14 protein-coding genes, 1 pseudogene and 1 other annotated feature are annotated in these 12,432 nt (G+C 35.4%); all 15 genes and pseudogenes read right to left on the reverse strand.

Features of this window, described 5'->3' with window-relative positions; genetic code table 11:
* Positions 1–54: 54 nt before the first annotated feature.
* On the reverse strand, positions 55–3,609 hold the full coding sequence (gene rpoB, locus MUA60_RS14330) for a DNA-directed RNA polymerase subunit beta (protein ID WP_262648853.1): 3,555 nt from the start codon (positions 3,607–3,609) through the stop codon (positions 55–57).
* Positions 3,610–3,815: 206 nt separating this feature from the next.
* On the reverse strand, positions 3,816–4,424 hold the full coding sequence (locus MUA60_RS14335) for a class I SAM-dependent methyltransferase (protein WP_262648854.1): 609 nt from the start codon (positions 4,422–4,424) through the stop codon (positions 3,816–3,818).
* 82 nt (positions 4,425–4,506) lie between these two features.
* Positions 4,507–4,869 (reverse strand): 50S ribosomal protein L7/L12, encoded by a 363-nt coding sequence (gene rplL, locus MUA60_RS14340; protein ID WP_153653597.1) that lies wholly within the window; start codon positions 4,867–4,869, stop codon positions 4,507–4,509.
* A 40-nt stretch (positions 4,870–4,909) separates the two neighbouring features.
* Positions 4,910–5,416 (reverse strand): 50S ribosomal protein L10, encoded by a 507-nt coding sequence (gene rplJ / locus MUA60_RS14345; protein ID WP_262648855.1) that lies wholly within the window; start codon positions 5,414–5,416, stop codon positions 4,910–4,912.
* Between the two features lie 42 nt (positions 5,417–5,458).
* Positions 5,459–5,599 (reverse strand) — a sequence feature (ribosomal protein L10 leader region).
* A 41-nt stretch (positions 5,600–5,640) separates the two neighbouring features.
* On the reverse strand, positions 5,641–6,333 hold the full coding sequence (rplA, locus tag MUA60_RS14350; protein ID WP_262648856.1) for a 50S ribosomal protein L1: 693 nt from the start codon (positions 6,331–6,333) through the stop codon (positions 5,641–5,643).
* A gap of 114 nt (positions 6,334–6,447) precedes the next feature.
* Positions 6,448–6,870 carry a 50S ribosomal protein L11 gene (gene rplK, locus MUA60_RS14355; RefSeq protein ID WP_025904858.1) on the reverse strand — a complete coding sequence of 141 codons (423 nt, stop codon included), beginning with the start codon at positions 6,868–6,870 and terminating at the stop codon, positions 6,448–6,450.
* A 147-nt stretch (positions 6,871–7,017) separates the two neighbouring features.
* Entirely contained in the window at positions 7,018–7,566 is a 549-nt protein-coding gene (gene nusG, locus MUA60_RS14360) for a transcription termination/antitermination protein NusG (RefSeq protein ID WP_025904857.1), read from the reverse strand.
* 14 nt (positions 7,567–7,580) lie between these two features.
* Complete coding sequence (gene secE / locus MUA60_RS14365; RefSeq protein ID WP_025904856.1) at positions 7,581–7,760, reverse strand: preprotein translocase subunit SecE; 180 nt, start codon at positions 7,758–7,760, stop codon at positions 7,581–7,583.
* A 14-nt stretch (positions 7,761–7,774) separates the two neighbouring features.
* Positions 7,775–7,915: pseudogene (gene rpmG / locus MUA60_RS14370) on the reverse strand (50S ribosomal protein L33).
* A gap of 50 nt (positions 7,916–7,965) precedes the next feature.
* Complete coding sequence (locus MUA60_RS14375; protein WP_262648857.1) at positions 7,966–8,580, reverse strand: sigma-70 family RNA polymerase sigma factor; 615 nt, start codon at positions 8,578–8,580, stop codon at positions 7,966–7,968.
* Positions 8,581–8,658: 78 nt separating this feature from the next.
* The gene (locus MUA60_RS14380; RefSeq protein ID WP_262648858.1) at positions 8,659–9,177 is read right to left on the reverse strand and encodes an NYN domain-containing protein; all 519 of its coding nucleotides are present in this window, start codon (positions 9,175–9,177) and stop codon (positions 8,659–8,661) included.
* Entirely contained in the window at positions 9,177–9,923 is a 747-nt protein-coding gene (rlmB, locus tag MUA60_RS14385; protein WP_262648859.1) for a 23S rRNA (guanosine(2251)-2'-O)-methyltransferase RlmB, read from the reverse strand. Before rlmB ends, MUA60_RS14380 begins: the two co-directional genes overlap by 1 nt.
* Positions 9,916–10,305 carry a Mini-ribonuclease 3 gene (locus MUA60_RS14390; RefSeq protein WP_262650634.1) on the reverse strand — a complete coding sequence of 130 codons (390 nt, stop codon included), beginning with the start codon at positions 10,303–10,305 and terminating at the stop codon, positions 9,916–9,918. The genes rlmB and MUA60_RS14390 overlap by 8 nt, the downstream gene beginning before the upstream one ends.
* 13 nt (positions 10,306–10,318) lie before the next feature.
* Positions 10,319–11,722, reverse strand: a complete 1,404-nt coding sequence (cysS, locus tag MUA60_RS14395; protein WP_262648861.1) for a cysteine--tRNA ligase — start codon at positions 11,720–11,722, stop codon at positions 10,319–10,321.
* Positions 11,706–12,347, reverse strand: a complete 642-nt coding sequence (gene cysE / locus MUA60_RS14400) for a serine O-acetyltransferase (protein ID WP_262648862.1) — start codon at positions 12,345–12,347, stop codon at positions 11,706–11,708. The genes cysS and cysE overlap by 17 nt, the downstream gene beginning before the upstream one ends.
* Between the last annotated feature and the right edge of the window lie 85 nt (positions 12,348–12,432).

Raw genomic sequence — 12,432 nt, forward strand, 5'->3', positions numbered from 1 at the left:
AATGTATAACAAATGTAAAGCGCAAATGGTTAATCAAATGCGCTTTATTAACTTTTAGTCAGTTACTTGTTGCCCTTCTATTGATGCATCTTGTGAAACACCTAAATCAACTTTCTTGTCCATCATATCTTCATCTTCTAAATCACGCATTTCGATTTCGTTATCGTGTTCATCCATAACTTTAACGTCTAGACCTAAACTTTGTAACTCTTTCATTAATACGCGGAATGATTCAGGAACACCCGGTTTAGGGATGTTTTCTCCTTTTACGATAGATTCGTAAGTTTTAACACGACCTACTGTGTCATCAGATTTATAAGTTAAAATCTCTTGTAAAGTATATGCTGCACCGTAAGCTTCAAGTGCCCATACTTCCATCTCACCGAAACGTTGTCCACCAAATTGAGCTTTACCGCCAAGTGGTTGCTGTGTAACAAGTGAGTATGGTCCAGTAGAACGCGCATGTAATTTATCGTCTACCATGTGTGCAAGTTTAAGCATGTACATTACACCTACAGATACACGGTTATCAAACGGTTCACCAGTACGACCATCGTATAGTACAGTTTTACCATCACGAGCTATACCTGCTTCTTCAATAGTTGACCAAACATCAGCATCGTTTGCACCATCAAATACTGGTGAAGCAACATGAATACCTAAATTCTTAGCTGCCATTCCAAGATGAAGTTCTAATACTTGTCCGATATTCATACGAGAAGGTACACCTAATGGGTTTAACATGATGTCAATTGGTGTTCCATCTGGTAAGTAAGGCATATCTTCTTCAGGTAAGATACGTGAGATAACACCTTTGTTACCGTGACGACCACACATTTTATCTCCGACATGTATTTTACGTTTTTGAACGATGTATACACGTACTAATTGGTTTACACCTGGAGATAATGAATCATCGCCTTCTTCTCTGTTAAATACTTTAACATCTAATACAATACCACCTGCACCGTGAGGTACACGTAATGATGTATCACGAACTTCACGAGCTTTTTCACCAAAGATTGCATGTAATAATCTTTCTTCAGCTGTTAATTCAGTTACACCTTTAGGCGTTACTTTACCAACTAGGATATCTCCGTCTTTAACTTCAGCACCAACATAAACGATACCACGATCATCTAAGTTCTTAAGCGCATTGTCAGAAACGTTAGGAATATCACGTGTGATTTCTTCAGGTCCTAGTTTAGTGTCACGAGCTTCTGATTCATATTCTTCAACGTGAATTGAAGTATAAACATCATCTTTAACAAGACGTTCACTCATGATTACAGCATCCTCATAGTTATAACCGTCCCAAGTCATGAAACCAACGACTACGTTACGTCCAAGTGCCATTTCACCAAGTTCCATCGAAGGACCATCAGCTAAAATTTCACCTTTAGAAACAATATCTCCGCTCGCAATGATTGGACGTTGGTTGTAACAAGTACCTGAGTTACTACGTTTGAACTTAGATAATGGGTAACGATCTAATTCTGTTTCGATCTCTTTACCATTTTCTTCAACAATACGTCTAACAAGGATTTCTTTTGCTTCTACGTGCTCAACTCTACCTTTATACTTAGCAACTACTGCTGCACCTGAATCACGTGCAGTTACGTGTTCCATACCAGTACCAACAAATGGTGCTTCTGGGTTCATTAAAGGTACCGCTTGACGTTGCATGTTCGCACCCATAAGCGCACGGTTAGAGTCATCGTTTTCTAAGAACGGAATACATGCTGTCGCTGCAGAAACAACTTGTTTAGGAGATACATCCATGTAGTCCATACGTTCTTTAGGTTTCGTAGTGTTGTCCCCACGGAAACGACAAAGTACTTCGTCATCTACGAATTTACCTGTTTCATCAAGTACAGAGTTTGCTTGCGCAACTACATAGCTGTCTTCTTCGTCAGCTGTTAAGTAGTCGATTCTGTCAGTAACTTGGTTTGTTTCGATGTTTACCTTACGATAAGGTGTTTCAATGAAACCAAATTCATTAACTCTTGCATAACTTGATAATGAGTTGATTAAACCAATGTTTGGTCCCTCAGGCGTTTCAATTGGACACATACGACCATAGTGAGAGTAGTGAACGTCACGTACTTCCATACCAGCACGCTCACGAGTTAAACCACCCGGTCCTAATGCTGATAGACGACGTTTATGCGTCAACTCTGCTAATGGGTTTGCTTGGTCCATGAATTGAGATAATTGAGAGCTACCAAAGAATTCTTTAATAGATGCAATTACTGGACGAATATTGATTAATTGTTGAGGTGTGATTGAATCAGTGTCTTGAATTGACATACGTTCACGTACAACACGTTCCATACGTGATAAACCAATTCTGAATTGGTTCTGTAGTAATTCTCCTACTGAACGTAGACGACGATTACCTAAATGGTCGATGTCATCTGTGTAACCTACACCATGTAACAAGTTAAAGAAATATGATAGTGAAGAAATAATATCTGCTGGAGTAATACATTTCACTGCTTCATCAGGGAATGCATTACCAATCACTGTTGTCGTACGTTTTTCTTCATCACCAGGAATATAAATTTTAACTGTTTGAACTTCTACTGGCTCATCTAAGACACCACTATTAAGCTCATAAACATGAATATTAGCGTTTGATTCTAAAACATCGATGATTTTATCTAAATTACGACGGTCTAAAATAGTACCTTCTTCAGCCGCAATTTCACCTGTTTCAACGTCAACGATAGGCTCAGCTAAAGTTTGGTTGAATAAACGATGTTTAAGATGTAATTTTTTATTCATTTTGTAACGACCTACTGCCGCTAAATCATAACGTTTTGGGTCAAAGAAACGTGAATATAATAGACTTTTAGCGTTCTCTACTGTTGGTGGTTCTCCCGGACGTAAACGCTCATAAATTTCAAGCAATGCTTGGTCTGTTGTTTCAGTATTATCTTTGTCTAATGCATTTCTTAAATACTCATTATCACCAAGTAAATCAATGATTTCTTGATCTGATGAGAATCCTAAAGCACGGATTAATACTGTAATTGGTAATTTACGTGTTCTGTCTATTCTTACGTAAGGAACATCTTTAGCATCTGTTTCATACTCTAACCATGCACCACGGTTAGGAATTACAGTAGTTCCAAAACTCACTTTACCGTTTTTATCAACTTTTTCGTTGAAGTAAACGGATGGTGAACGTACAAGTTGAGATACAATAACACGTTCTGCACCGTTAATTACAAAAGTACCAGTGTCAGTCATTAATGGGAAATCACCCATGAATACTTCTTGATCTTTCACTTCGCCTGTTTCTTTGTTAATTAAACGGACTTTAACGCGTAATGGTGCTGCATATGTTGCATCACGGTTTTTAGATTCTTCTAAATCATACTTTGGTTCACCTAGACGGTAATCTACGAACTCTAAAGAAAGGTTACCTGTAAAATCATCAATTGGAGAAATGTCGCGGAACATTTCTAGTAAACCTTCTTTTAGAAACCATTCATATGATTTCGTTTGAATCTCTATTAAGTTAGGTAGTTCTAAAATCTCGGAAATTCTCGCATAACTTCTACGAACACGATGTCTTCCATACTGGATAAGTTGACCTGTCAACAGATTCACCCCTCAAATATTGTGAATATAACTTTGCGCCTTACAAAATAAATATAATAAGACAAAAAGAAAACGGAAAGTCAATGATTCCATTTTCTATTTCGTACGACTTATTCCTAACATTCAATTAAGGGCGACGCAAAAGTACACACTTATTGAATATAATTTTTAACATTCTATTACTATATCAGAACAAAACACCAAAATCAAGCTTTTACACTTTTTAAAATGTGATAACCCTTGCTTTTTTCGATTATTTCTGCATTACCAAAAATATCTTGCATTTTTTTCTTTGCAGAAGGCATACCTTGCTTCTTCTGAATAACAACTAAAAGCTGTCCACCATTCGATAATACTTCGATGCTTTGCTCAAGAATTTTATGAACAATTTCCTTCCCTGCTCTAATTGGAGGGTTTGTTAATACAAAATCAAATTCTAAATCTAATACATCATCTAAACAGTTACTTACTTTCAACTGAGCATTTTGAATGTTGTTAGATCGTTGATTATCTTTTGCCAAATCCAATGCGCGTTCGTTCACATCTACCATAGTCACTTCACTATGCGAAAGTACTTTCGCACACATTAAACCTATTGGACCATAACCACAGCCCACATCCAATATTTTCTTTTTAGGACCAGGGGGATTTGCATTTAAGAAAGTTGTTACGAGTAAATCAGACCCAAAGTCTATTTTCCCTTTTGAGAAAACACCATGATCTGTCTGAAGAGAGAGTTTGTTATCGCGATAAAAATAATCGAAACTTTCTCGTTCCGACTTCACGTTTGGATCGTTATCAAAATAATGACTCATTACGCCACCTCTTTATTGATTAAATGAGTAAATAAAAACCCGTTATCATGATAATAACGGGTTTTTTGATTTAATACAGAGATTATTTTAATTCTACAGATGCGCCAACTTCTTCTAATTTTTCTTTTAAAGCTTCAGCGTCTTCTTTAGATAAACCTTCTTTAACAACTTTAGGAGCGTTGTCTACGATTTCTTTAGCTTCTTTTAAGCCTAAGCCAGTTGCTTCTTTAACCGCTTTAACAACTTTAATTTTTGAATCTCCAGCTGAAGTTAATTCAACGTCGAATTCAGTTTTTTCAGCTGCTGCATCTCCACCAGCTGCGCCAGCTGCTGCTACAGGAGCTGCTGCTGTTACACCAAATTCTTCTTCGATAGCTTTTACTAAGTCATTTAATTCTAATACTGACATTTCTTTAATTGCTTCAATAATTTTTTCATTAGACATGATATATATCCTCCATTAAATAGTTTTATTTGTTGCTGAATTATTCAGCACTTTCTTCTTTTTGTTCTCCAACAGCTTTAACTGCATAAGCAAAGTTACGAACTGGAGCTTGTAATACAGATAGTAACATTGATACAAGACCGTCTTTTGATGGTAATGAACCGATAGTGTTAACTTTTTCTGCAGATACAACTTGTCCTTCGATAACACCTGCTTTGATTTCTAACGCTTCGTTTTCTTTAGCGAAGTCAGCAAGAATTTTAGCTGGTTCAACAACTTCTTCGTTTGAAAAAGCAATTGCGTTAGGACCAGTTAATGTTTCTTCTAAACCTTCGATACCAGCAGCTTCAGCAGCACGACGAACTAAAGTGTTTTTGTAAACTTTATATTCGATACCTGCTTCACGTAATTGTTTACGTAATTCAGTAACTTGCGCAACTGTTAAACCACGGTAGTCAACAATAATTGTTGAAACAGAATTTTTAAGTTGTTCGGTAATTAAATCAACTTTTTGTTGTTTAGCTTCAACGATTTTTGAATTAGACATCTCTACACCTCCATATTAATTGTCCGTGCTTTTATGATGAGGTTTCTCAACAAAAAAGCACTTTTTACCCACGGCAAAAAGTGCTTGAATTTTATACGTTCAAGTCAATTTAAGCCTCGGTAGGATCGCTTTTTAAGTTCAAAAATGAACTCCTACTGTCTTAGGTTAAATATTACACATCCAAAACTATAACGCGTTTTGGAGTTGAAGTCAATATTTTTATATTATAATTTAAAGCTTGAAGTATCAACTTTGATACCAGGACCCATTGTTGTTGTAACAGCAACAGATTTGAAATAAGTACCTTTAGATGATGCTGGTTTAGCTTTAGTTAATGTATCTTGAATTGTTTTGAAGTTATCAACTAATTGTTGCTCGTCAAATGATACTTTACCAATAGATGCATGAACAATACCAGATTTTTCAGCACGGTATTCTACTTTACCTGCTTTAATTTCTTCTACTGCTTTTTTGATATCCATTGTTACTGTACCAGCTTTAGGGTTTGGCATTAAACCTTTAGGTCCTAATACACGACCAAGTTTACCAACTTCACCCATCATGTCAGGTGTTGCAACGATTACATCAAAGTCGAACCAACCTTGGTTGATTTTGTTAATGTATTCTTCACCTACATAATCTGCTTCAGCTTCTTCTGCTTCTTTGATTTTATCGCCTTTAGCGAATACTAATACACGTTGTGTTTTACCAGTACCGTGTGGTAATACTACAGCACCACGGATTTGTTGGTCATTCTTACGTGTATCAATGCCTAAACGAAATGCAACTTCTACAGATGCATCAAAGTTAACAGTACTTGTTTCTTTTGCTAATTTAATCGCTTCTTCAACAGCGTATGTTGCAGTACGATCGATTTTAGCAACTGCTTCTTGATACTTTTTACCTTTTTTAGCCATTTTGTTTTCCTCCTTTAGTGGTTTTAGCGGAATGTTACCTCCCACGTGCATTATCATAAAGACAATGCAATAGCAGACAGCGAAATAGCCGCCTGCTTAAACTTTAAAACTCAATTATTCTACGACAATACCCATGCTGCGTGCAGTACCTTCAACGATACGCATAGCTGCTTCTTCAGATGCCGCGTTTAAGTCAGGCATTTTAGTGTTAGCAATTTCACGTACTTGGTCTTGAGTTACTGTAGCAACTTTAGTTTTGTTAGGTTCACCAGAACCTTTTTCTACTTTAGCTGCTTTTTTAAGTAATACTGCTGCAGGTGGTGTCTTAGTGATGAAAGTAAATGAACGATCTTCAAATACTGTAATTTCAACTGGAATGATTAAACCTGCTTGCTCTTGTGTACGAGCGTTGAATTCTTTACAGAATCCCATAATATTCACACCGGCTTGACCTAATGCAGGACCAACTGGTGGTGCTGGGTTTGCTTTACCTGCAGGAATTTGCAATTTAACAACTTTAACTACTTTTTTAGCCACGATGTGCACCTCCTTGATATCGTGATGTGGTCATGGGGTAATGATATTTTACCCTCCCACTCTTCATTTCGTGACGAAATGGTTGCGCATAGTCCGAGCGCGACCTTTAAATAATAACATTGAAATTATGAAATTTCAAGTGTTTTTTTACAACTTTTCAATTTGATCGAATTCAACTTCGACTGGTGTTTCTCTACCAAACATGTCAACAAGTACTGTTAATTTATACTTCTCAACATCGATTTCTTTGATTTCACCAACTTGGTTACTAAATGGTCCGCTTGTTACGCGAACTTGTTCACCTAATTCAACTTCTACATCGACAGTTTTTTCTACCATACCCATTTGTTTAAGGATGAATTTCGCTTCCTCAGGTAATAATGGATTTGGTTTAGATCCTGCACCAGCAGAACCAACGAAACCTGTAACGCCAGGTGTATTTCTTACGACATACCATGATTCATCAGTCATAATTAACTCAACTAATACGTATCCAGGGAAAGTCTTCTTGATTTGTGTCTTCGCTTTACCATCTTTAATAGATGTTTCTTCCTCTTCAGGAATCACAACTCTAAAAATTTGTTCTTGCATGTTCATTGTATCAACACGCTTTTCTAGGTTTGTTTTGACTTTATTTTCATAACCTGAATAAGTGTGCACTGCATACCATCGTTTAGCGCCTATCTCTTCTGACATTTTGCCACTCCTTACTATCTAATCAAATTAATTAATTCTGTAATTCCTAAATCTAATGCATAGAAAAAGATTAAGAAAAAGATTACTGTACACACTACTATTGTTGTATATTTAACAAGTTCTTTGCCAGTTGGCCAACTTGTTTTCTGCATTTCTGATTTTACGCCTTGAAAGAAGTTTTCTTTTTTAGCCATTGATTTTCCTCCTTTTAGATGGATTCTTTATGCAATGTATGCGTATTACAAGTTTTACAAAACTTTTTTAGCTCTAATCGTTAATCTGTATCTTTTTTAGGGACTGTATAATTCCTAGCTCCGCATTTCTCGCAATTTAAAGGGACTTTTCTCATCTTATCACCTAATTCATTCTAATCCTAGATTAATATACAAAACAAAACACCTAATTGTCAAACAAAGCTGAAGTAATTTCAGCCTTGTTCAGTTTCTTTTTTAATCTGTATTGTGCGTTGTATATATGTTTCACTGGTACATCTAGTTCATTTGATATTTCTTTTTTTGTTTTTCCTTGTGCCGTTAATTTTAGAATGTCCGTTTCTATAGGTGATAGTTTATTAGAATCCATCAAATAGGATAGCGAACATTCTGTTAACATTTGATTTTCAAAATCCTGACCATGACCATCTCTTAGACACTCTATTAAATTAACCGAATCACTTTTTGTTTCATCAATACTCAATGAATCTTTTAATATTTGATACTTTGTACTTTTAACTTTTCTTATATAATCAATTTTAGCATTTTTAATAATGACATTCACACAATGTATAAAGGACTCCTGCTTGTCACAATCAAATGTGAGTGCTTGTTTATACAACTTATATCTTATAATTTGTGCGATGTCCTCTTTATCATTATAAGGTAGTCTCAATGTGCTTACCCGCTTCTGAATGTCACTTTCGAAAACATTTAATAGTTGATTAAACGCTTCTTTGTTACCACGCTGAATGTCAGCAATCCATTTTAACAACTGCTTGTCTGTATTCATGTCATTCATCATGCTCATCCCTTGTTATTGTTTTGAGCATATTTTACAGAGCGCGTTCCTTATAAATCAAACTCCAAAAAATCATATTTATCGATTATTTCTTCTCCATTTTTCAAATTGCTGTAATACTTCATCCGGCAAGTTCAATCTATTTCTAGGTGTCTTAGTTTTAATTTCTGATAGGTGCTTTGTAACTACAGATTCTTGATTTGCAATTGTTGACCACATTTCTCTTGATGAGATTCTATACGCACCTGAACCAAAAATAGCATGTTGTTCACTCATATCACTAGTGACTACTGTAATATGCGTAATGTGCTTTCGATATAATTCATACGTTAGTCTTTCAATATAACTATCTGCTGTTTCTTTCCCTTTCGTATAAAAAACTTTCACACCGTGCTTAAATTCTACTGATTCAGTACCTTCTACACCATATGCATCAAAAACAACAATCATTTCACCATCATGCTGGGTATTATAATTGATAAGTGTGATTAACAATTTATCTCTCGCTTCTTCTAAAGAAACTTGAGCAATGGAAGACAATTCGTTTGATTGTCCTATTAAGTTATAGCCATCAATAATTAAATAGATATCTTTCATTATGATTGTCCTATTGGATGTCTTTTTCTATATACTTCATACATAAGCAGACTTGCTGCAACAGAAGCATTTAAGCTATTAACGTGTCCAACCATTGGTAATTTAATATAAAAATCACACTTATCTTTCACTAATCGACTCATACCTTCGCCTTCACTGCCTATAACGATAACAAGTGGCATTCCAGCATCCATTTGTCTATAATCAGTCGCATTCTTTGCATCTGTACCTGCGACCCAATATCCTACTTCTTGAAGTCTTTCAATTGTTTGCGGTAAATTCGTCACGCGAATAACTGGAACATGTTGAATGGCACCTGTTGAAGCTTTTGCTACTGTTGCATTTAACTGTACGGATTTTCTTTTCGGAATGATAATGCCATCAATACCTATTGCATCAGCTGTTCTCATTATTGAACCTAAATTGTGTGGATCTTCTAAACCATCTAACATCAATAAACAAGGTACATGGTCAATATCTTTAGTTTCTGAAATGAAATCTTCTAATTCTTTGTATGGATATGGCGCAATTTGAGCAGCAATACCTTGATGTGGAACATCTGTTAAATAGTCAATTTTTGATTTAGGTACAGTTTGGACGACTATTTTTTCAGATTTTGCAATTTTTAAAATTTCACCAATTTGTTTCTTGTTGATACCTCCTTGAATCAATACTTTATTAATCGTATGACCTGAAGTTATCGCTTCTTTGACTGCATGCCTACCAACTATAATCGATTCATCCATTGGCTCCCACCCTTTCTTCTGTTATTTCAATCATTTTATTAACGAGTTCTTCCAAACGTTCTGTTTCATCTATTAAGAATAAATAACCAACGACCGCTTCGATCGCTGAACTTTTTCTATACGTTTGTATATCCGTATTCTTCGCTTTCGTACAACTCTTTGCGTTACGACCTCGTTGAATAATTTCTAATTCTTCTTCTGTAAAAAATTCATTCTCCATCAAAATATTAAGTGCATATGCTTGTCCCTTTGCAGAAACATATTGTTTAGACAATTGATGTAATCGATTAGGTTTCCCTTTTATTTTAAGGATAATATGCTTTCTGACATACGTATCTAATATCGAATCACCCATGTAAGCTAAGGATAACGGATTTAACATTTTAATTGTTAATTTATCCACGTCTAAACCTCACACCTTGAGCCGTGTCTTCAAGAATAATATTTTGTTCTTTTAGTGCATCTCTAATTTCGTCCGCTCTTTGGAAGTTCTTAGCTTTTCTTGCTTCATTACGTTCTTCAATTAATGCTTCAATTTCTTCATCAAGCAATTCATTTTGTTGTTTACCTACTAACGGTACACCGAGAACTTCACTAAATATTTCATACACTTCTTTGAAACGATTAATTGTTTTTGTAGAAGTTGTATTTTCAAGTAAATATTTATTAGCTAATTTATTCAAATCATACCATGCAGTAATTGCATTAGCTGTATTGAAATCATCATCCATAGATGTTTCAAAGTCATTTAATATTTCATTAATACGTTCGATATGTTGTTCTGTTTCATCTTCTTCTAATACAGCATGTTGTGCTCTATCAACTAATGATTGATAACTATTTCTAATTCTTTCTAAACCTCTATTAGCTGCTTGTACAAGTTCTAAATCATAGTTTATTGGATTTCTATAGTGCGCACCTACCATAAAGAATCTTAATACATCAGGGTCAATTTCTTTTATAATGTCATGAACTAAAATAAAGTTACCTAATGATTTACTCATTTTTTCGTTGTTAATATTTACAAAGCCGTTGTGCATCCAATAATTCGCAAATGTCTTATCATTGTGTGCTTCTGATTGGGCAATTTCATTTTCGTGGTGAGGGAATTGTAAATCTGTTCCACCAGCATGGATATCAATCGTATCGCCTAAATGAACTTGTGCCATTACAGAACATTCGATGTGCCAACCTGGTCTACCTTCTCCCCATGGGCTATCCCATTTAATTTCGCCTGGTTTAGCTTTTTTCCATAAAGTGAAGTCTAGCGCATCTTCTTTTTGTTCACCTGATTCTATTCTAGCGCCAACTTTTAAATCATCTAATGATTGATGGCTCAACTTACCGTAATCATCAAAACGTCTTGTACGATAATAAACGTCACCACCGCTTTCATATGCATAGCCTTTTTCGACTAATACAGCTATGAACGCAATAATATCGTCCATGTGATCCATTACTCTTGGATTCGCTGTTCCACGTTTACAATTTAAAGCACCTGTATCTTCGTAGAATGCTTCAATAAAACGATCCGCAATTTCCGGAACTGTTTCACCTAATTCATTTGCAGCTTTGATTAATTTGTCATCAACATCTGTAAAATTAGATACATATTGTACATCGTAACCACGGTATTCTAAATATCTTCTTACGACATCAAATGCTACTGTTGCTCTTGCATTACCAATATGAATGTAGTTGTAAACTGTCGGTCCACATACATACATTTTTACTTTTCCTTCCTCGATAGGAATAAATTCTTCTTTTTGCCTTGTTAACGTATTATATAACGTAATCATCAACAATCTCTCCATTCTTCGTCTTTTCAAGTTGACGTTCTAATTCTTTTAATTGTTCATATATTGGGTCTGGTAAATTTGTATGATTAAAGTTCTTACCAATTTTCAATCCATCTTGTTTAACAATTCTACCTGGAATACCAACTACTGTAGAATAATCTGTTACATCTTTGAGAACGACTGAATTCGCGCCAATATTCACATTGTTGCCGACTTCAATATTACCTAATACTTTTGCACCAGCAGCTATCAGTACATTATCACCTATATCTGGATGTCTTTTTCCGCGTTCTTTACCTGTCCCACCAAGTGTTACACCTTGATAGATTGTTACATTATTGCCGATACGACATGTTTCACCTATTACGATACCCATGCCATGGTCGATGAATAGCCTCTTGCCGATTGTAGCACCTGGATGAATTTCAACTCCTGTGAAAAATCGAGCAATTTGAGATATAGATCTTGCTATAAAGTACATTTTTTTCTTAAAGAACCAATTAGCGATCAAATAACTCCATATAGCATGTAGTCCTGAGTAAGTCATAACGACTTCAAATGAAGATCTTGCTGCAGGGTCTTGATCGAATACCATTTGAATATCATCTTTGACTCGTTTAAACATTTAAATCCCCCCCTCAGATAACAAAAAGGCGCCCCTAACAATAATTGCTAGAGGTGCCTTTTTGCACGGTTCCACTCTTTTTAGC

It is taken from the genome of Mammaliicoccus sciuri (genome assembly GCF_025561425.1).
In the GTDB taxonomy this organism is placed as follows: Bacteria; Bacillota; Bacilli; order Staphylococcales; family Staphylococcaceae; genus Mammaliicoccus; species Mammaliicoccus sciuri_A.

Excerpts from the sequence above, each read along its gene's own strand:
- cysE (WP_262648862.1), bottom strand. The coding sequence starts at position 12,347 with ATGTTTAAACGAGTCAAAGATGATATTCAAATGGTATTCGATCAAGAC.
- rplA (WP_262648856.1), bottom strand. The coding sequence starts at position 6,333 with ATGGCTAAAAAAGGTAAAAAGTATCAAGAAGCAGTTGCTAAAATCGAT.
- rplJ (WP_262648855.1), bottom strand. The coding sequence starts at position 5,416 with ATGTCTAATTCAAAAATCGTTGAAGCTAAACAACAAAAAGTTGATTTA.
- rplL (WP_153653597.1), bottom strand. The coding sequence starts at position 4,869 with ATGTCTAATGAAAAAATTATTGAAGCAATTAAAGAAATGTCAGTATTA.
- MUA60_RS14375 (WP_262648857.1), bottom strand. The coding sequence starts at position 8,580 with ATGAATGACATGAATACAGACAAGCAGTTGTTAAAATGGATTGCTGAC.
- MUA60_RS14390 (WP_262650634.1), bottom strand. The coding sequence starts at position 10,305 with ATGTTAAATCCGTTATCCTTAGCTTACATGGGTGATTCGATATTAGAT.
- nusG (WP_025904857.1), bottom strand. The coding sequence starts at position 7,566 with ATGTCAGAAGAGATAGGCGCTAAACGATGGTATGCAGTGCACACTTAT.
- cysS (WP_262648861.1), bottom strand. The coding sequence starts at position 11,722 with ATGATTACGTTATATAATACGTTAACAAGGCAAAAAGAAGAATTTATT.
- MUA60_RS14380 (WP_262648858.1), bottom strand. The coding sequence starts at position 9,177 with ATGAAAGATATCTATTTAATTATTGATGGCTATAACTTAATAGGACAA.
- rlmB (WP_262648859.1), bottom strand. The coding sequence starts at position 9,923 with ATGGATGAATCGATTATAGTTGGTAGGCATGCAGTCAAAGAAGCGATA.
- MUA60_RS14335 (WP_262648854.1), bottom strand. The coding sequence starts at position 4,424 with ATGAGTCATTATTTTGATAACGATCCAAACGTGAAGTCGGAACGAGAA.
- secE (WP_025904856.1), bottom strand. The coding sequence starts at position 7,760 with ATGGCTAAAAAAGAAAACTTCTTTCAAGGCGTAAAATCAGAAATGCAG.